This is a genomic window from Acholeplasma oculi (assembly GCF_900166985.1).
Classification (GTDB): Bacteria; Bacillota_I; Bacilli_A; order Acholeplasmatales; family Acholeplasmataceae; genus Acholeplasma; species Acholeplasma oculi.
This window is the reverse complement of sequence record NZ_FUZK01000001.1, coordinates 709668-729981: the sequence shown is the minus strand read 5'-3', so window position 1 is coordinate 729981 and position 20314 is coordinate 709668. Positions and strand designations below refer to the sequence as shown.

Sequence of the window (20314 nt, the reverse complement as noted above, 5' to 3'; positions counted from 1 at the left end):
AATTCTTATTATTACTTCTATCACATGTAAAAGGTTTTGCATCACACCAATATGCATTCCTTTTTATAGTTTTGATTAAGTAAACAATAAGGAATGTTACCCAAGCATAAGCAATCAATGATTATGACTCCTTAAGGGCACAGACCTTAAGGAGTTTTATTTTTAAGAAAGAGAGATAAATATATGATTGTACAAATGAAAAAAGGTGCCCAAGCAAAGGACATCAAATATCTTCAAGATTTTTTAATAGAAAAAGGTTTTGGTATCAAAGATGCCTCAAGCGATACGCTATGTTTGTTTGGTATTTTAGGAGACGTTAAATCACTGGATATGGATCAAATTAAAGTCTTTCCTGGTGTAGAAACTGTCACGCGTATTTCTAGTCCTTACAAATTAGCAAGTAAAGCTTTCAAGCAAGATCCAACGATCATCACATTAAAAAATGGTGTCCAAATTGGTGGGGACGAATTTGTTGTGATGAGTGGTCCTTGTAGTGTGGAATCTAGAGAACAATTAGAAATTATTGCAAAAGCAGTTAAAGAAAGTGGTTCCCGTATTTTAAGAGGCGGTGTCTTTAAACCAAGAACAAGTCCATATGCTTTCCAAGGACTTGGTATTGAAGGGTTAAAGATGATGAGAGAAGTTGCAGATGAGTTAGGTATGGCTATCGTAACAGAACTCATGGGTACAGAACATATTGATGCATTTGTAAAGTATGCAGATATCATTCAAATTGGTGCTAGAAATATGCAAAACTTTGACCTTTTAAAAGCTGTTGGGAAAACAAAAACTCCGATTTTATTAAAAAGAGGTTTAAGTAATACGATTGAAGAATGGTTAATGAGTGCAGAATACATTATGGCAAGTGGTAATGAACAAGTCATTTTATGTGAAAGAGGTATTCGTACATTTGAAAAATACACCAGAAACACATTAGATATTTCTGCAGTATTAGCCGTACGTGAGTTATCACATTTACCAGTGATTGTAGACCCTAGTCATGCGGCTGGTAAATGGGAAATGATTGAAGATCTTTCACTTGCTTCCCTTGCTGTTAGAGCAGATGGTATTATTGTTGAAGTACATCATGAACCAGAAAAAGCTTTATCGGATGGTGCACAAAGTTTGAAACCTAAGAAATTTGAACAGATGATGGAACGTTTAGAAAAACTCTCAACGGTTCTTGATAAAAAAGTAAGACGATGAAAGTTTTTATAGTAGGACTTGGCTTGATGGGGTCAAGTTATGCAGAGAAACTCAAGATAAAAGGATATGAAATTTTTGGTATCGATAAAGATATATCCATCCAAGAAAAAGCGTTTAAAGATGGCGTTATTAAAGGATTTAGAATGGATGATATGTTGGATTCAGAACTCATTATTTTAGCTTTATATCCAAAAGAAAATGTGAAGTTTGTTGAAGACCATCTTAAGTATTTTAACCATCAAATTCTAACAGATATTTCAGGAACTAAAACACATCAAATGGATTCTTTAGAAAAGATACTTCCTAAGTCCATTCGATATGTTTCTCACCATCCTATGGCTGGAAGAGAAAAATCAGGATATGACAATCGTGATATCCAAATGTTTGAAGGAGCAAACTTTTTAATCATTGATGAAGACCCAACGGACCGTTTAGAAGTTTCTATAATTAAAAAGATGGCTATGGATTTAGGATTTAAAAAAATCACCAAAATATCTAAAGAAAAACATGATCAATTAATCGCACACACATCACAGTTAACTCATTTATTAGCAGTGAATCTGATGTTAATTGATAACTTAGAAGAAACTAAAAATGCAACAGGAGATTCATTTAGAGATTTAACGAGAATTGCTAAAATCAATGAACGTATGTGGGCACAATTATTTATTGATAATAAGAACGTATTAATTGAAACTGTTGACCGATTTATTGAGAGTTTAGAATCTTTAAAATCCAACATTTTAAATGAAGAACAAGAATTATTAGAATCTAAACTTAAAGCATCTAAGGAAAGGAGAATTAAATTCGATGAACATTCCACTTAATGATTATGTCATACAAATTGAAGAAGGTCTTTTATCTAAAATCAATGAGGATATAAAGACATTTTATGAATTTAGAGAACTTTTTATTTTGACAGATGAAAACCTTTTTAAGCTCTATGAAAAAGAATTAAAAAAAGAACTTAAGGATTTTGATTTAAAATTTGTAGTAATACCTGCAGTAGAACAATCCAAATCACTGGATACCTATGCAAAATCTATTAATGAATTGATTGGGTTAGGTATTAAAAAGAATCATTTACTTATCGCATTTGGAGGTGGGGTTGTAGGGGATTTAGCAGGTTTTATAGCAGCTACTCTTTATAGAGGTGTACCATTTATTCAAATACCAACATCACTACTAGCGATGGTGGATTCATCCATTGGTTCAAAAACAGGTATTGATATTTTAGAAGGTAAAAATCTAATTGGTGCATTTAAAAATCCACTTAAAGTGTATATAGATCCATTATTATTAAAAACCTTACCAAAAGTAGAGTATAAAAATGGATTAGCTGAAGTGATTAAGGCAGGTTTAATTGGTAATAAGACATTATACGAATATGTTAAAGTACATGATACATTAACACTTGAAGAAATTATAATGGCAATCAAAGTTAAAGTAGATATTGTTAAAAAAGATCCTTTCGAAAAAAATGAACGCATGTTCTTAAATTTTGGACATACCTTTGGACATGCTATTGAAAGACATTATGATTATGCCATTAAACATGGTGTTGCAATTTCATATGGTATGTTATTTAGTTTAGAAATAGGTACAAAATTAGGTATTACAGAAAAAGGTTTATATGAAGAGGTTAAAGATATTTTAATGCGTCTTGAACTTGTTAAAGAACCATTGTTAGATAAAACATTATTTACGAAGTATTTTGCAAATGACAAGAAAAACTTAGCAGATGGTCTAAGATTTATATTTATTGAACAAGTTGGTCAACCTAAAATTCAAAAAGGAGTGAAGTTTTAACATGATTACTATAACTCCAAGCGCATTAAGTGGTTCAATTAAAATTGTCTCTTCCAAATCTTTATCACATCGCTATGTAATTGCATCAAGTTTAGCTAATGGTTTATCTCAAGTTTATAATATCTTAGATTCCGATGACTTAGTTGCAACTAAGAATGCTTTAATTCAACTGGGTGTTTGTATACAAAATCAACAGATTCAAGGTGGTATGAAGTTAGAAAAACCTGTAACAATCGATTGTAAAGAATCGGGCTCTACATTAAGATTTTTAATACCCATTGCCATGTTATTTGATCAAGAAGTTACCTTTATTGGTGAGAATAAATTACCATACCGTACACTACAAATGTATGAGGATATGTTTAAAGAAAATTATCTTTTTAAACATGATGAGGATAAATTCTTACCGCTAACTGTCAAAGGTCCTTTAAAAAGTGGTACCTTTGAATTAAGAGGGGATGTAAGTAGTCAATTTATTACAGGTCTATTATATGCATTACCTTTATTAGATGGGGATTCTAAAATTGTGATAACAACAACATTAGAATCTATCGGATATATTCATTTGACCTTAGATGTGTTAAAACAATTTGGTATACAAATTGATTTTAAAGATAATGTTTTTTATGTTTCTGGTAATCAAACCTACCAAGCAGGCTCTTATGAGGTTGAAGGAGACTATAGTGGTGCTGCATTTTTTATTGCAGCAGGGATAATTGGGGAAAAATTAGAATTAAAAGGACTTAGAAAAGATAGTTTACAAGGCGATCAAGAAATGATTGACTTTGTGAAACAAATGGGTGGAAAGATTCTTGAAATTGAAGATGGTTATGAAGTTTTACCATCAATTACTAAAGGAATTACAATTGATATCGGACAAACTCCTGATTTAGGACCTATTTTAATGGTTCTTGCAGCATTATCTGAAGGAAAAACAACCTTTTTAAATGCATCAAGACTTAGAATTAAAGAATCTGATAGATTAGAAGCAATGATCCAAAATTTAACTATCTTAGGTGTTCGTGTGGAATCATCTAACGATAGTTGTACAATTTATGGGGTTAAATCTTTTTTAGGTAACAAAAAGGTATCTAGTTTTAAAGATCACCGTATTGCTATGGCAATGGCAATTGCCTCCATTCGAGCAGAAGGCCCGATAACGATTGATGAGGAACATGTAGTTTCTAAAAGTTATCCTTCATTTTTTGAAGAATTTAAACGTTTAGGAGGATCTTTTAAATGAGTTTAGTAGATTTTAGAAAAGAGATTGACTTAATTGATCAAGAGTTGGTTCAACTGCTTGAAAAAAGGTTTTTAATTGTACATCAAATAGGTCTATTAAAAAAAGAATTAGGATTACCTGTTTTTGATCCAAAAAGAGAAAAAGAAGTTTTAGAATCTAAAGGAAAACTGATTACCAATAAAGAACATTTAGCATATTATGAATCTATATTTAAGTTGATTATGGATATTTCTAAGGACATGGAAAAATGATACATCTTGGACTGATTGGATATCCACTTACACATTCAAAATCTCCAAGATTACATCAAGAAATAGCATTATTAAATCATATAGAGATTAAGTATGATTTATATCCATTAAACGATATAAGTGAAGTTAAGACTTTAATCAAACAACTTAAAGAGGGTTTGATTAAAGGATTTAATGTAACCATTCCTTATAAAGAATCGGTAATCTCTTATGTGGATCAATTAACGGATATCGCTAAAAAAATAAAAGCAGTCAACACCGTTTATATCAAAGATGGCAAGATCATCGGAGATAATACAGATTATGATGGGTTTAAATATTTATTTGAATCATTTCATGATAAGTCTTATCAAGAAATAGCGATATTGGGTACCGGTGGTGCTGCACTTGCTTGTTACCATGTATTAAAGGATTTAGGTTATCATCCTTTAATGGTTTCAAGAAATAAAGTTATGGCTTCAAATCAAGTATTTGATCAAGTATTATCTTATGAGGATCTTTATAAGAGGCATGTAGATTTGATTATTAATGCTACCCCAATTGGAATGTATCCTAAAGTGGATCAATCACCTTTGGAATTATATTATGTTCAAGATAAAGCAGTTATTGATCTTATTTATAATCCGGACATTACATTAATGATGAAACATGCTAAAAGAGCAATCAATGGGCTAGGTATGTTAATTGTTCAAGGGATTGTTGCACAAAATCGTTTTATCGATAAAACAAGTGATTTAGATCTATATATAAAGCAGTTGAAAGGTGTGAACTTATGAACACATTTGGTACATTATTTAAAGTAACATTATACGGAGAAAGTCATCAGGAAGCCATTGGCTGCGTGATAGATGGTGTTTTACCAGGACTTAAAATCGACTGGGAATTGGTTCAAAAGGATCTCTTACTTAGAAGACCTGGAGCTGTTGGTACTACACCTCGAGTTGAAAAGGATGAACTCCACTGTACATCAGGTATTTTTAATGGATTTACAACAGGGTCTCCAATGCATGTAATGATCAAAAATGAAAATGTTATTTCAAAGGATTATTCACATTTAGTATCACAACCAAGACCAGGTCATGCTGATTTTGTAGCTGCTAAAAAATATAATGGTTTTCATGATTACCGTGGTGGTGGACGTTTTTCAGGTCGTTTAACAACACCTATTGTAGTTGCAGGTAGTATTGCCAAACAAATGTTACCATTTGAATTTAGTCACGAACTGATTTCAATTGGTGATTTAAAGGATATGTCTTTAATCGATAGTTATTTAAAAGAAATTACGCAACAAGGGGATTCTGTGGGTGGTGTAATTCAAGTAACGGTTAAGAATATGTTGGTTGGATTAGGTGAACCTAATTTTTATAAATTAGATTCAATGATTGGTCAAATGATGTTCAGTATTCCAGCAGTTAAAGGTGTTGAAATAGGAACAGGGTTTGATGGAAAAACATTAAGAGGTTCAGAATTTAACGATGTATATCTTGATCAAGAAGGACATACTAAAACCAATCATTCAGGTGGTGTATCGGGTGGTATTTCGAATGGTAATGATTTAGTTGTTAAAGTGTTTATTAAACCTACAAGTAGTATCGGTAAAGAACAAGTTTCTTTTAATCAAGAAAAAGATGAACTGACTAACTTTGAGGTTAAAGGTAGACATGATGTAGCAATTGTTAGAAGAGCAGGAATTGTTCTTGAAAATGCTTTAGCGATTGTATTAGCTGATTTATATTTATGGAATAAAGTATATCAATAAAAAGGATGATAAAGATGGATTATAAAAGTATCTTACATACAACATTTAAATTAGTAATCGTTGGTGTTGTTTCTGCAACGATTGCATATCTGTTTAACTTAAGAGATTACCTTTTGGTTGGTATGTTAGGTATTTTATCGATATCACTCACTAAAAAAGACACGATTTTAAATGGTGTGAAAAGGTATTTAGATGTCTTGTTAGGTCTTTTATTAGGAACGATTATTTTTCTTACATTTGGATATGTATTATATAGTTTAGTGATATTTTTAGTACTATATATTTTATTATCCTATATCTTTAAAATTGAAATAGGATTAATTCCAGGTTTGGTCTTGGTGCGATATGTTTATCAAATTGGTTCATTTGAAACAAGTGCTTTATTAAGTGAAATTGGTATGATTTCAATTGCTCTTATTGTAGCGGTTTTAATCAATTTGGTATACCCTGAATTTTCGATGAAGCAAATTAGAAAAAGTCTATCTGAAATTGATCAGATGTTAAGAGATCATTTGTTCATGTTAAGTTTATTTTTAATTCAAAAGGATCATGAAGTAGAAATTATGAAGCATCATCAATTACTCAATGAACGTATCTTGATTCGATTTGAAAAGGTCGAAAAAGAAGATAAAAATCTCATATTTTCTAATGATCATCGATTCCTTGCATATTTGTATATGAGACAGAACCAATTAAATTACATCAATCAAATGTATGATGCCGTCAAACATATTCAAGTCATTCATCCTTATATGGAAAAAATATCCATATACATTAAAGAATTAGTTTCAGATATTGGAACAGGCGATAAATCTGGTCATCAACAAATGAAACTAGATGCACTTAAACAATCGTTTAAAAATGAGGCTTTACCCGAAACGAGAGAAGCATTTGAAACAAGAGCATTACTCTATCAAATGATTTTAAATATAGAGTCTATGTTAGAACTCAAAAGCAGATTTCATGTAACATATCCACGCTTTATCATTTAATTTAAAATATATGAAAAAAATGTAGTAACCACTAAAAATTATAGGTTACTACATTTTATTTTTATAAGGTATTTAAGAATTGCTTAGCAGTTTCTAGTGTAATATCTTTAACTTCTAGTAAATGATTGACAACATCTTGAACTTGATGTTCTAAAGCGCCCGCCTCAATAGCAACATTTCTTGCATGAAGTCTCATATGGCCTTTATTAATACCATCTGTTGTAAGTGCATAAATTGCAGCAAAATTTTGAGCAAGACCCAAGGAAGCCGCAACCTTCATTAATTCTAATGCACTGTTGACACCTAAAATCTTTCTTGCTAATCTCACTTTAGGTAATGTACCCATTGAACCACCGACAGTACCAACAGCTAAAGGAAGTGTAATCTCTCCTCTTAACATCGAATCTTTTTCAACCCATTTGGTTAAAGGAAGATACTGACCTGTAATGGAAGCATAAGCATGCGCTTGTGCCTCAACACTTCTTGTATCATTACCTGTTGCAAGCATTAATGCAGTAATTCCATTCATGATACCTTTATTATGTGTTGCTGCACGGTATGGGTCAATGGAGGCATAAAGATATGCTTTTTCAATGTCTTTAGCAATAACTTGACTATTTTTTAAATGACTAGGGTTAATAGTTACAGAAACGGTAATTAAGGATTCTGTTGCAAGATTGGATAGAATACTCATTAAAACCTCTGCATGAAAATCTACAGTAATATAGGTTGCAATAGATTCTAAAATAGTATTGATGGTATTTGCTCCCATGGCATCTAATGTATTAATATATGCGTAGAAACAAACAAAATCATAAGCTTTTTCTTCAACTTTAAAATCCACTAAGCCTCCACCTAATTCATGAATCTTAGGATGTGCTTTAAATGCCAAATCAAACCATGTTTTAGAATGATCATTTAAATATTTCACAAGGGATGCTTTATCTGTTACATTTTTAAATATGATTTGACCAATATTTCTTCTTTGGATGGATTCAACTTTAAATCCACCATTTCTTTTAATAATTTTTGCAGCATGAGATGCACCTGCAATGACCGATGGTTCTTCGGTTGCCATTGGTATATGGTATGTTTGACCATCAATTAAAAAGTCTGGTGCAACACCCATTGCAACTTCAAATGTTGTGACATAGTTTTCAATTAAGTGGTCAAAAACAATATCATCAGCTTTGATATTTAGTGTATCGTCGAAACATCCGATTTCTTTTAAATCATCAATTCTTTCAGATCTTGTTTTCTTGTAAAAATTTTTTAGAGATTTGTCCATAGTTACCTCACCTTTGATTGTATTATAGCATGTATATAAACGATTTTTAGCGGATTTGTGTTATAATTTTAGTTACTAATCCTAAAGATATGAGGAGCATATGATATGAAGGTAGGAATTAATAAAATTTCCTTTTACGTACCTAAACATTATTTAGATTTAAATACACTTGCTAAAGCAAGAGGGGTTAACCCATTAAAATATATAAACGGTTTATATACAGAAAAAATGGCAATTGCATCAGAAGATGAAGATATCGTCACCATGGCAGCAAATGCTACTAAAAACATATTAACAAATGAAGATATTGAATCCATTGATTTGATATTATTTTCAACGGAGTCAGGCCTTGATTATAGTAAAGCTGCATCAACACATTTAATTTCTTTATTAGGTTTAAAAAATAAAACAAGAGCATTAGAACTTAAACAAGCATGTTATAGTGCAACAGCAGCGCTTTATTTTGCTAAAGGCCATATTTTACAAAATCCAAATTCTAGAGTTTTAGTCATTGCATCGGATATTTCAAGATATGGACTTAATTCAAGTGGAGAACCTACACAAGGTGCAGGAGCTGTTTCTATGATTATTTCTAGAAACCCTAAAATCATGGTACTAAATAATCAATATGGACTATACTCAGAAGATGTTTATGATTTTTGGAGACCGAATGGATTTGATTTTGCATGTGTGGATGGAAAGTTTTCTAATGAAACATATAAAAAACTATTTTTAGAAACGTTTGGTTCTTATAAATCACAAACCAATGTTGACGTGAATGATTTTACTGCAATCAATTTCCATATACCTTATGGAAAACTTGCATTAAGAAGTTTACAACTTGTTGCCAATGAAAAAGAACAACCAAAACTATTTGAAAACTTTGATGCATCTATTAAATATAATAAAGTAGTTGGAAATATATACACCGGATCCTTATTCTTATCCTTAATTTCATTACTGGATCATGCAAAATTAAAAGCAAAAGACTTAATTGGATTATTCTCATACGGCTCAGGTGCAGTTGCAGAATTTTTTACAGGAACAATTGTTCCAGGATACAAAAAACATATTGAAAAAACACTTCATAAAAACATCGTAAAAAGACGTGTAAAATTATCGATTGCTGCTTATGAAAAAATGATTGAACCTATTGGTAGTTTTGATCAAGTATTAAATCATGTTACAGATGGATATTTCAGATTAGAAAAAATAGAAAATAATCAACGTTTTTACGTAAAAACAACCTAAAAGGGTTGTTTTTTTTATATTTATTTAAGTTTTAGAAGTATATATAATCATCAAATAAATCATAAAAAATATCAATATAGATAAGTTTTTTCGGTAATGAAAATGGTGTAAATTTTACGTCATTTTACGATTTAGAATTATTTATAAATTTTGTAGATTTTTTTGATATACTTTTTGAAAAAAAGATATATAATGATTAATCGTAATATAAAATATATGGAGGAATACTAAGTGAACAATAACGTGCTAATTGAACTATCTCACGTTGTAAAAAAATTCGAAGATGATCTCATTGTAAAAGATCTCAGCTTAAAAATTTATGAGAATGAGTTTATAACTCTTCTTGGACCATCAGGTTGTGGTAAAACAACAACTTTACGCATGATTGGTGGATTTGAAAAACCAGATTCTGGTGAAATTATAATTAATGGGAAAATCTTTAATGACTTGCCACCATACGCAAGACCAATTAATACGGTATTCCAAAAATATGCTTTATTCCCACACTTAAATGTCTTTGATAATGTGGCATTTGGGTTAAAAAACAGAAACAAAAAATATCTATTAAAGTTCTTTAATATTGATGCAAGCTTACCATCCAAAGAACAAAACAAATTAATTTCTGCTGCAATAAAAAAAGCAGTAGAAGAAGCATTAGGGTTGGTTAAACTGACAGGCTATGAATCTAGAAAAGTCAACCAAATGAGTGGTGGACAACAACAAAGAGTTGCACTTGCTCGTGCACTTGTTAATAAACCACAAATTTTATTATTAGATGAACCTCTTGCAGCTCTTGACTTAAAGTTAAGACAAAACATGCAATATGAACTTAAAGAAATGCAAAGAAAATTAGGCATCACTTTTATCTTTGTCACACATGATCAAGAAGAAGCTATGACGATGTCTGATCGTATTGTTGTTATGAAGGATGGTATCATCCAACAACTCGATACGCCCAAACATGTTTATAATGAACCAGTGAATCGATATGTTGCTACATTTATCGGTGAATCTAATATTATTGAAGGAACTTACTTTGAAAAAGAACAAGTTGAGTTCTTAGGTGTATTATTTGATTGTGGTAAATATCCTTTTGTAAATAAAGAAAAAGTGGATGTTGTCATTCGTCCTGAAGACTTTGACGTTGTTCCACTTAAAGATGCAAAACTCGTTGGTAAAGTCGTATCCAGTATCTTCAAAGGTGTTCACAATGAATTAGATGTTTTAGTAGGGGATTATAAATTGATGGTCAACACCTATGAAAACTATCAAGTAGGCGATCAAATTGGTTTAAAGATTGACCCATATGAAATTCATATGATGAAGGTATCTGAACATGAAGAAACCGTTTAGTAAATTATCCATACCTTATGTTGTTTGGTTGTTCTTACTTGCACTCATTCCAATGTTTGTCATGTTATTCTTATCGCTTTCTTATACAGAAGGGTTAAGTTTAGATAATTATGAATTTAATTTTAGTTTTTATCAAGCATTATTAGAACCATCCATTCAAACAGCATTTTTTAACTCATTTTATTTTGCAATTCTAACAACTTTAATTTCATTTGTTTTAGGATATTTAGTAGCTTATACAGTATTTAGATCAAAAATTAAGAATAAGTTCTTAGTTTTAGCAATCTTTATTTTACCTATGTGGTCCAATCTTTTATTAAGAACTGAGGCTCTTGGCAATTTAATGAATGAGAATAATATTATTACAGATATTTTGTCCTCAATGACTCAAACAGACATCTTATTCCCAGTATTTAAAGGGACTGAAGTAGCAGTTTTAGTAGGACTCGTATTAACATATTTACCATTTATGATTTTACCGATCTATACAGCTTTAGAAAAGATTGATTATGCACTTGAAGAAGCAGCACTTGATTTAGGATTAACAGACTTTCAAAAGTTTATGAAAGTTGTCTTTCCACTTTCATTAAAAGGTGTAGCTACAGGTTCTATCCTTGTGTTCTTACCTGCAATGAGTGGTTTTGCAATTCCAGAGATTTTAGGTGCAGGTAATATCTTATTAATTGGTAATGTGATTGAACAATCATTTAGATATATGGATTATAATTTAGGTTCTCTACTCTCAATGATTATCCTGATTATCATTTTTGTAAGTATTTTATTTGTTTCTAAGATTGATAAGGAAGGAGAAACATTATTATGACGAAATACCCTGTAGCTTCATTAGAAGAATATGGTTATAAAGATTATAGAACGTTTAAAAAAGTTTGGTTAATCTTAAGAAAAGTATTTGTTTCTCTGATTGTATTTTCATTATATATTCCAATCATTATTTTATTAATTCAATCTGTAAACTCAAGCGCTAATGTCAATCAGTTTGATAATTTCACATTAGACTGGTATGTAAATATGCTTTCAAATCGTAGTTTAAGAAACGCGATTACAAATACATTATTAACAAGTTTTATTGCAACTCTTTTAGCAACAGTACTAGGAACTTTAATGGCAATTGGTATTCATGCATTATCAAAACGTAAGAGACAACAAGTAGTCTTACTAAATAATATCCCAATATTGAATGCGGATATTGTATCAGGTATTTCACTGATGTTAGTCTTTTCATTACTCTTACCCATTTTCCCTTATATTTTTGGACCGGTTACTTTAATACTTGCACATTTATTCTTTACATTACCTTATGTTGTATTAAGTGTTTTACCTAAACTTAAAGAAATGGATCCTAATTTAATGGATGCTGCACTGGATTTAGGAATTAAACCTTATAAAGCATTAGTTAAGGTTATTGTTCCTGCAATTACTGCGGGTATATTTTCAGGTATGTTATTAGCTCTTACAATGAGTATTGATGATTTTGTTATTAGTTATTATACAACGGGTAATGGATTTGATAATTTATCTATTTGGATTTATGGATCTATTGGTAGAAAGAGTTTAACACCATCCGTTTATGCATTCTCAACACTCTTGACACTTACAACACTTGGATTATTAACGGTTTATCAATTATTTGTTAAAAGAGGTAAAAAGAAATGAAAAAACTCTTTATGATGATTTCACTTTTACTCGTAACAGTGATTCTAAATGGATGCACAACCAATCAAAAACTATTAATCCTTAACTGGGGTGAATATATTAATGAAGATTTGGTTATATTATTTGAAGAAACATATAATGTGGAAGTTTCTATTTCTATTGCAGATAGTAATGAGTTATTCTATTCTAAAATCAAATCAGGAACAACTGCTTTTGATTTAGTATTACCATCGGATTACATGATTGAAAAAATGAAACGTGAAGGTTTAATTCAAAAAATAGATTTTACGAAGTTAAGTCATTATGATCGAATTGATAACCCTTATATGAAGGGTTTAGAAGGTATCATGTCTACGATGACTGAAGGTTCTGATGAATATTTTGTACCATACTTTTGGGGTACATTTGGACTGATGTATAATCGACGTATTACAGGTTTAGAAACAGCTTTAGAAACACATGGTTGGCAAGCATATTTTAACCCAGATTTAAGACCTACAAATAGAGTTGGTATGTATGATGTTGCACAGTATGCATATGCTGCAGCATTATTAAGCCACAACCTAGACCCAAATGGTTTACCAGATGATATTCAAGAGGGTCAAACAAAAACAAATATCACTTTAGCTAAAGAAACACTTGTGGCAGCAAACTTTCAAGTGTTTGCAGATGATGCACTTAAAAAAGATATCCAAGCTAATAATTTAGACTTGGCATTCGTTTGGACAGGTGACTTTTTGGATATGCTTTATGTAGATTTAGATGAAGGTATGGCATATGATGAAAAATTATATGATATCTATATTCCTGAAAATACAATGGCATTTATGGATGCATTTGTCATACCTACAAAAGCTAGAAACACAGATTTAGCACATTTATTTATTGATTTCTTCTTAGACCCTGCAAATGCATATGAGAATGCATCTGTAGTTGGATATTCAACACCTCTTTATAATACATACTTAGAGATTACAACGTATGAAGGTGATGATGAATGGTTAAACAATTGGTCTCGTGCATATTTGGATTATTATCCAGATAGCGAAACCTTTAGAGGTACGCCATATGCTAGTTTTGAACAATCTGTGATGGCACAATTAAATCTCATGTTAAACGATGTTAAAACGACTTAATCCATCATTTTAAATACAGGATTTAAAAACTATTTCGTATAGAGACACTTAGATGTTAAGTGTCTCTATTTATTTAATATGATATTTAAAAAAACGTATGAACAACATAAAGATTCAAAGAAAACCAATATTTATAGGAAATCTTATATAATAGTGGATAGAAAGGGTGAAGCATATGAATCCCATTATCGTTATTGGTGGTGGACCATCAGGTATGATGGCTGCAATAAGTGCCAAAACAAACCATAAAAACTTAGATGTATTCTTAATTGAACGTGGTAAACAACTAGGAACTAAGATGAAATTAACCGGTGGTGGTCGATGTAATGTCACTGCAAATATGGAAGTTGATGAATGTATTACATATATTCCAAAAAATGGTAAATTTTTATATAGTACACTACATACTTTTGGACCTAAAGATATTATGGCTTTTTTCGCTAAAATGAATTGCCCATTAAAAGAAGAAGACCATGGACGTATGTTTCCAGTAAGTAATAAAGCTCAAGATATTGTGGACGCTCTTATTAGACGTATCCAAGAATTAAATATAAATGTGTTACTCAATGCCTATGTCAAAGATATTGACGCATCCCATAAACTGGTTATACTGGAAGATCAAAAAATACCTTATCAACACTTAATTATTGCAACAGGAGGTATCACATTACCTCAAACTGGTTCAGATGGTTCAGGTCATCTGTTTGCTAAAAGTGTGGGTCATGAAATTACAAAGTTAATACCTGCGGAAGTACCTTTAGTATCCAATGAAAAATTTATCCATGAAAAAACACTTCAAGGATTATCTTTTAAAGATGTTTCATTGATGGTTTATAAAAATGAAACGAAAGTTAAAAAAACAATTACTCATGATTTACTGATAACCCATTTCGGATTATCAGGTCCAGCAGCATTAAGAGCGAGTTTCTATATATTAGAAATGTTAGAAGAAAAAGATACACCTGTAAAGGTTGCAATTGATTTTATGCCAAAGGTATCTTTAAATCAACTTGAGGCTGCAAAAGATGGTTTAGATGATTTATTTAAAGAGCATAACATACCTAAAAGACTGATAGATTTCTTAAAATCAGAAGATACAAATTACTTAAAACTATTAAAAAACTTTCCAATGACAATCTATACAACAAGAGGATTTCCTGCTGCATTTGTAACTAATGGAGGTGTAACAGTTAAAGAAATTGATCCAAAAACCATGCGTTCAAAAATGAATCCGTTTATCTCTTTTTGTGGAGAAGTGATGGATATTAATGCGTATACAGGTGGTTTTAATATTACATCTGCTTTTTCAACAGGTTATACAGCAGGACTTAATATTTCACTAGATTAATATACCATCAATAGATTTCTAAATCATGGTGGTATAATAAAAATATGAATAAAGATCTAAAAGATATCCATGGTGTGGGACCTAAAATCTTAAGAAGTTTTAGATATAAAGGCATATGGAATACATATGACCTTATTTCATATGTACCCAAATCATATGAAGATTTTGTTGTACAAAATTTAAAGGATTTAAAACATGGTGATGAGGTTACACTACAAGGATATATTGCAGATGCACCTAAACGATTTAAAAAACAAGTGGTTGTCTTAAAATATCCGTTGAAGGTAGAAAATTCTATTGTAGAGTTAACGATATTTGGACGTCCATACCTTGAAAAAGAACTACAAGTTAATCAAATGGTTTTAGTCAAAGGTAAATATAATTTCTTCAAAAATGAACTTTTAGTAAGTTTTATTACAAAAGATATTAAAACACCGATATTAAAACCTATTTATCAAATTGATGAATTACATGATAAAGTTGTTTCTAATATCATTCAAACAATATTTGATGAACAAGTTGTTGATATTTTTGAAACACTTCCAGATGAGATCATTCAAAAATATCAACTTATACAAAGAAAAGAAGCATATTATCATCTACATTTTCCATCTTCTATGGAAATGCTTAAAAAAGCACAATATCGTTTTAAAGTCGAAGAAGCCTTCTTTCATTCTTTAAAATATCTACATCAGTTAACACCTAAACATCCTAGAAAATCTATTGAATATCAAATTCAATGGATAAAAGAAATGATTGGAAGAATACCTTATCAATTAACACTTGATCAACAAGAAGCAGTCAATGACATCTTTAGAGATTTTAAACAAGAAGTGAGTATGTACCGTCTGATTCAAGGCGATGTGGGTACAGGTAAAACAAATGTTGCATTTATAGGGATGCTTGGTATGATCAATGCCGGATATCAATCAGCATTGATGGCACCTACTGAAATACTTGCTAAACAGCACTATGAAAATTTTACTAAACTGTATCCGGATATTCTATCTGTATTTATTACATCGCAGTCTAAACAAAAAGATCAAATATTAAAAGATATTCAAACAGGTGTATATAAAGTTATTTTTGGTACTCATATTTTAGGTTTAAGTGTTGAGTTTTCAAATTTAGGATTAGTCATTATTGATGAACAGCATAAATTCGGTGTAGAAATTAGAGATCAACTGATTAAAAAATCTGTAACAAAAGATACACTTTATTTAACAGCTACGCCTATTCCTAGAAGTTTATCACTTTCGTATTTTGGAGATTTAGAAATTAGTAACATTAAACAAAAACCTAAACATAAACTACCGATACAAACAATGATTTTCTATGATGAACCCATAGATGAAATTATTAAGTTGATTAAAGAGTCTCAATCTATAAATGAACAAACATTTATTGTAACACCTTTAATCGAACAAGGATTAAAGGGTCCATCAATTGAATCGATGTTAGATATTTTAAGAAATGAATTAGAACATGAACATCTTTATGTTATACATGGACGTCTAGATTCATCTGAGGTGGATACAATCTTAGCTGAATTTATATTAAATCCTAAAGGTGTATTGCTAGCAACCACGATGATTGAGGTAGGGATTGATGTTCCTAATGCGACAAAAATATTTATTATGGGTGCAAACAACTTTGGATTATCTCAATTACATCAATTAAGAGGTCGTGTAGGTCGAGGAAAAAAATTAGGAAAATGTTATTTAGTAACAGATAAATCTGACCATGATCGATTAGAGTTTTTAGTATCAACAGAGGATGGATTTTTATTAAGTGAATATGATTTAAAATTAAGAGGTCCAGGTATATTTTCTAGTTTTATACAAAGTGGACAAACAAAATATCAATTCATTGATATGATTCAAGATTTAGATATTTTAAAAAGAGTTCGTAAAGATGCAGCACGATATGCCAAACAACTCGAAAAATATCCGTATTTAAAAAATAGAATTAACAAGTTAGTGATATAATCATTATTAGATGATGGAGGTATACTATGATTCATTTAGCAATCGATGCAATGGGTGGAGATTTAGCACCAAAAGAAATTATATTAGGAAGTTTGGATGCTTTAAAAGCATATCCAAACTTAAAACTAACACTTTTTGGTGATTTAGAACTGATGAAACCCTATTTGGTAACGCATGAAAGATTATATACAGTACATGCACCAAAGTTCTTTGACATGGGGGTTAAAGACATTGGTAGAAATACATTAAGAAACGATAAAGATACATCCATGATTATGGCTATGAACTTTGTTAAAGAAGGACATGCTGATGGTATAGTATCTGCAGGACCGACACAAGCACTGATTTTTTCATCTTTTTTCTTAATTAGACCTATGAAAGAAATGAGTAGGGTTGCTATTGCACCGATGATTCCATCGGTTCAAGGTAAACCGACGATTCTTTTAGATGCTGGTGGAAATATTGATGCAAAACCTGAGCATTTAGTGGATTTTGCAGTATTTTCAACCGTTGTATTAAAAGAAGTATATGGACAAGTGAATCCTTCTGTTGGACTCATTAATATTGGGACTGAAAAAGGTAAGGGGAGAGAGATTGATGTTGAAACATTTAATCTATTAAGTGAACATAAAGGTATAAACTTTTATGGTAACTTAGAACCTAAAGAAATTTTAACAAGTGATGCTCAAATATTACTTTCAGATGGTTTCACAGCAAATATTGTAATGAAGACGATGGAAGGTACTGCTAAAGCAATGGGTACAATCTTAAAAAGAGAGATTAAATCAAGTTTAATCTCTAAATTAGCAGCTGTCTTATTCATGAAAAAACAATTAAAGAACTTTAAAAAAGCGATGTCTGCAGATGAAGTTGGTGGTGCTTTAATTGCTGGACTTGAGCATGTAGTTGTCAAAGCACATGGTTCAAGTGAACGATACGCTTTTATGAACGCCATCAGACAAGCCAAGCAAATGGTTGAATTTGATGTTATTAATAAAGTGAAGAAAGCATTAGGTAGTAAGAATGAATGAGTTGTTTGAAAAATTAAATATTAAACCCAAACAAATCAAATTATATGAAATGGCACTCACACATACATCTTATGCACATGAAAATCAAGTAGATCATAACGAGCGTTTAGAATTTTTAGGAGATGCAGTTATCGAGATTTTAATGAGTGATTACTTATACCATAAAGATCAAAGAGATCAAGGAGTTCTAACCAAAAAAAGAGCTCAAAGTGTTAGAGAAGAGGCATTATACCTCTATGCTTGTGAAATTGATTTGCCTAAATATATGAAATTAGGAAATGGTGAAACAGAGGCTAAACAAAGTATGGTAGCAGATGCTTTTGAGGCGTTGTTTGCTGCTATATATATTGATTTAGGTTTAGAAGTTACAAGAGAGGTTTTTAATCGATTAGTTATTCCACATTTAAAACTTGTAGAAAGTATTAAAGATTATAAAACACAACTTCAAGAAATGATTCAACTAGAAAGAAAAAGTATTACGTATAAAACGGTTAAAGTGGGAGGACCTTCTCATAAACCAATTTTTAGATCTGAAGTACATTTAGAAGATAGTATTTTATTAGGGATTGGCATGGGTTCATCTACTAAAGAAGCAGAACAAAATGCTGCAAGAGAAGCGTTAAGTAAAGTTGTAAAGGGAGCGTCAAATGATTCAAAAGTTATTTGAAGACAATTTTTTAGAAATTGATGCATTACTAACTAAAGAGTGTAAACGATTGAAACTTTCTCCAAATGAATTGGTGATTTTAAAAACACTATTTCAAATGTATAAAAGAAGGGTTTTTTCAATCACGAGCATTTCAAGAAAAATAGAATTATCAACTGATGATATAGGAAAAGCAGTTGATAAATTAATTTCTAAGGGATTTTTAAATTTATCACTTGAAACTAGAAATGAAAAAGAAGTAGAAGTCTTTGATGTTTCAGGAACCTTTCAAAAAATTACAGATCTTTATCAAGCAGACTTAAAACAAATTGAATTTGAACGTGTTCAGACTAAAATTGGTGAAACCATTGAGCGTTGTGAACATTTATTAGGTAAGTCATTATCAAGTTCAGAATTAGAAATTATAAAGTCATGGTATGAACAAAATCTTTATACACATGAAAGTATTATTTCTAAAATTGAGACGATTGGTCATTCGGGGAGATTCTCTATCAAATTTTTAGAAAGAAATCTCAATCAACAAAAACTGAATCAACATCCATCGGATGAAAAAGCAGAACGTACGATTGATGATATATTTAAGGCAATTTAATGACAAAGAGTCAGCGTATATTCTTTAGTCATTATTTAGAAGAACTTTTCCCTGATGCTAAAGCAGAACTCAACTTTACCAATCACTTTGAATTAATTGTTGCTGTTGTGTTAAGTGCTCAAACAACAGATATAGCAGTTAATAAAGTAACAAAAGAACTTTTTAAAAAGTATCCAACACCCAATGATTTAATGCATGCTGATATCCAAGATGTAATGCGTTTGATTCAATCTATTGGGCTATATAAAACAAAAGCTAAAAATATCATTGAACTTTCAAGACTACTTGTCATAAATCACCAAGGTGTTGTACCTAGTGAGAGAAAAGACTTAGAAAGTTTACCTGGAGTTGGAAGAAAAACAGCAAATGTTGTCTTATCCAATGCCTTTGGTATACCAGCTTTAGCTGTAGATACGCATATATTAAGAATCTCTAAAAGACTAGGACTAGCAGATGAGAGTGATGATGCATATCAATCAGAGATGAAGTTAAATCAACTTTTTGATCAAAGTATGTGGCATAAGTTACACCATCAACTGATATTTTTTGGACGATATCATTGTAAGGCTCAAAAACCTAATTGCGATGTTTGTCAGATGAAAGATGTATGTAAATACTATAAAAACACTTATTTGAAGCCATTGAAGGCATAAAGATGTAAGAAAACTTACATCTTTTTATTTGAAAAGCCTTAAATATTTTAACTTTTAAGTATTTTTTTTACAT

Annotated in this window: 20 protein-coding genes; 19 read left to right on the top strand and 1 reads right to left on the bottom strand. The window is 30.7% G+C overall.

Features of this window, described 5'->3' with window-relative positions; all coding sequences use genetic code 11:
- Positions 1-183 precede the first annotated feature (183 nt).
- The 8 genes from aroF to B5X49_RS03355 are packed head-to-tail and all read left to right on the top strand — an operon-like array spanning position 184 to position 7260.
- A complete protein-coding gene (aroF, locus tag B5X49_RS03390) occupies positions 184-1206 on the top strand; it encodes a 3-deoxy-7-phosphoheptulonate synthase (protein ID WP_045749754.1) in 1023 nt (340 codons plus the stop codon).
- Positions 1203-2033, top strand: coding sequence for a prephenate dehydrogenase (locus B5X49_RS03385; protein ID WP_045749753.1), 831 nt, complete (start codon positions 1203-1205; stop codon positions 2031-2033). Before aroF ends, B5X49_RS03385 begins: the two co-directional genes overlap by 4 nt.
- Positions 2017-3015, top strand: coding sequence for a 3-dehydroquinate synthase (aroB, locus tag B5X49_RS03380; RefSeq protein ID WP_045749752.1), 999 nt, complete (start codon positions 2017-2019; stop codon positions 3013-3015). The genes B5X49_RS03385 and aroB overlap by 17 nt, the downstream gene beginning before the upstream one ends.
- A 1-nt stretch (position 3016) precedes the next feature.
- A complete protein-coding gene (gene aroA, locus B5X49_RS03375; protein ID WP_045749751.1) occupies positions 3017-4258 on the top strand; it encodes a 3-phosphoshikimate 1-carboxyvinyltransferase in 1242 nt (413 codons plus the stop codon).
- Positions 4255-4509, top strand: coding sequence for a chorismate mutase (locus B5X49_RS03370; protein ID WP_045749750.1), 255 nt, complete (start codon positions 4255-4257; stop codon positions 4507-4509). The genes aroA and B5X49_RS03370 overlap by 4 nt, the downstream gene beginning before the upstream one ends.
- Positions 4506-5285: a shikimate dehydrogenase family protein gene (locus tag B5X49_RS03365; RefSeq protein ID WP_045749749.1), complete on the top strand. Its 780-nt coding sequence runs from the start codon at positions 4506-4508 to the stop codon at positions 5283-5285. The genes B5X49_RS03370 and B5X49_RS03365 overlap by 4 nt, the downstream gene beginning before the upstream one ends.
- Entirely contained in the window at positions 5282-6268 is a 987-nt protein-coding gene (locus tag B5X49_RS03360) for a chorismate synthase (RefSeq protein ID WP_045749748.1), read from the top strand. Before B5X49_RS03365 ends, B5X49_RS03360 begins: the two co-directional genes overlap by 4 nt.
- A gap of 14 nt (positions 6269-6282) precedes the next feature.
- Positions 6283-7260, top strand: a complete 978-nt coding sequence (locus B5X49_RS03355; RefSeq protein ID WP_045749747.1) for an aromatic acid exporter family protein — start codon at positions 6283-6285, stop codon at positions 7258-7260.
- Between the two features lie 61 nt (positions 7261-7321).
- Here B5X49_RS03355 and B5X49_RS03350 read toward each other — a convergent pair whose 3' ends face one another.
- Positions 7322-8548 carry a hydroxymethylglutaryl-CoA reductase, degradative gene (locus tag B5X49_RS03350; protein ID WP_045749746.1) on the bottom strand — a complete coding sequence of 409 codons (1227 nt, stop codon included), beginning with the start codon at positions 8546-8548 and terminating at the stop codon, positions 7322-7324.
- A 105-nt stretch (positions 8549-8653) separates the two neighbouring features.
- On the opposite strand from B5X49_RS03350, the gene B5X49_RS03345 reads away from it, so the two are divergent.
- From B5X49_RS03345 to nth, 11 genes are all read left to right on the top strand, one after another.
- On the top strand, positions 8654-9799 hold the full coding sequence (locus tag B5X49_RS03345; protein ID WP_045749745.1) for a hydroxymethylglutaryl-CoA synthase: 1146 nt from the start codon (positions 8654-8656) through the stop codon (positions 9797-9799).
- 231 nt (positions 9800-10030) lie between these two features.
- A complete protein-coding gene (locus B5X49_RS03340; protein WP_045749744.1) occupies positions 10031-11152 on the top strand; it encodes an ABC transporter ATP-binding protein in 1122 nt (373 codons plus the stop codon).
- Positions 11136-11975: an ABC transporter permease gene (locus B5X49_RS03335; RefSeq protein WP_045749743.1), complete on the top strand. Its 840-nt coding sequence runs from the start codon at positions 11136-11138 to the stop codon at positions 11973-11975. The genes B5X49_RS03340 and B5X49_RS03335 overlap by 17 nt, the downstream gene beginning before the upstream one ends.
- The gene (locus tag B5X49_RS03330) at positions 11972-12826 is read left to right on the top strand and encodes an ABC transporter permease (RefSeq protein WP_079560650.1); all 855 of its coding nucleotides are present in this window, start codon (positions 11972-11974) and stop codon (positions 12824-12826) included. The genes B5X49_RS03335 and B5X49_RS03330 overlap by 4 nt, the downstream gene beginning before the upstream one ends.
- Entirely contained in the window at positions 12823-13962 is a 1140-nt protein-coding gene (locus B5X49_RS03325; RefSeq protein ID WP_045749742.1) for an extracellular solute-binding protein, read from the top strand. The genes B5X49_RS03330 and B5X49_RS03325 overlap by 4 nt, the downstream gene beginning before the upstream one ends.
- Before the next feature lie 175 nt (positions 13963-14137).
- Positions 14138-15310 carry an aminoacetone oxidase family FAD-binding enzyme gene (locus B5X49_RS03320; RefSeq protein WP_045749741.1) on the top strand — a complete coding sequence of 391 codons (1173 nt, stop codon included), beginning with the start codon at positions 14138-14140 and terminating at the stop codon, positions 15308-15310.
- 44 nt (positions 15311-15354) lie between these two features.
- On the top strand, positions 15355-17298 hold the full coding sequence (locus B5X49_RS03315; protein WP_052670122.1) for an ATP-dependent DNA helicase RecG: 1944 nt from the start codon (positions 15355-15357) through the stop codon (positions 17296-17298).
- A gap of 26 nt (positions 17299-17324) precedes the next feature.
- A complete protein-coding gene (plsX, locus tag B5X49_RS03310; RefSeq protein WP_045749740.1) occupies positions 17325-18329 on the top strand; it encodes a phosphate acyltransferase PlsX in 1005 nt (334 codons plus the stop codon).
- Positions 18322-18996: a ribonuclease III gene (rnc, locus tag B5X49_RS03305; protein ID WP_045749739.1), complete on the top strand. Its 675-nt coding sequence runs from the start codon at positions 18322-18324 to the stop codon at positions 18994-18996. Before plsX ends, rnc begins: the two co-directional genes overlap by 8 nt.
- Positions 18977-19588: a hypothetical protein gene (locus tag B5X49_RS03300; RefSeq protein ID WP_045749738.1), complete on the top strand. Its 612-nt coding sequence runs from the start codon at positions 18977-18979 to the stop codon at positions 19586-19588. Before rnc ends, B5X49_RS03300 begins: the two co-directional genes overlap by 20 nt.
- Positions 19588-20241, top strand: a complete 654-nt coding sequence (gene nth, locus B5X49_RS03295) for an endonuclease III (RefSeq protein ID WP_045749737.1) — start codon at positions 19588-19590, stop codon at positions 20239-20241. The genes B5X49_RS03300 and nth overlap by 1 nt, the downstream gene beginning before the upstream one ends.
- Positions 20242-20314: the final 73 nt, after the last annotated feature.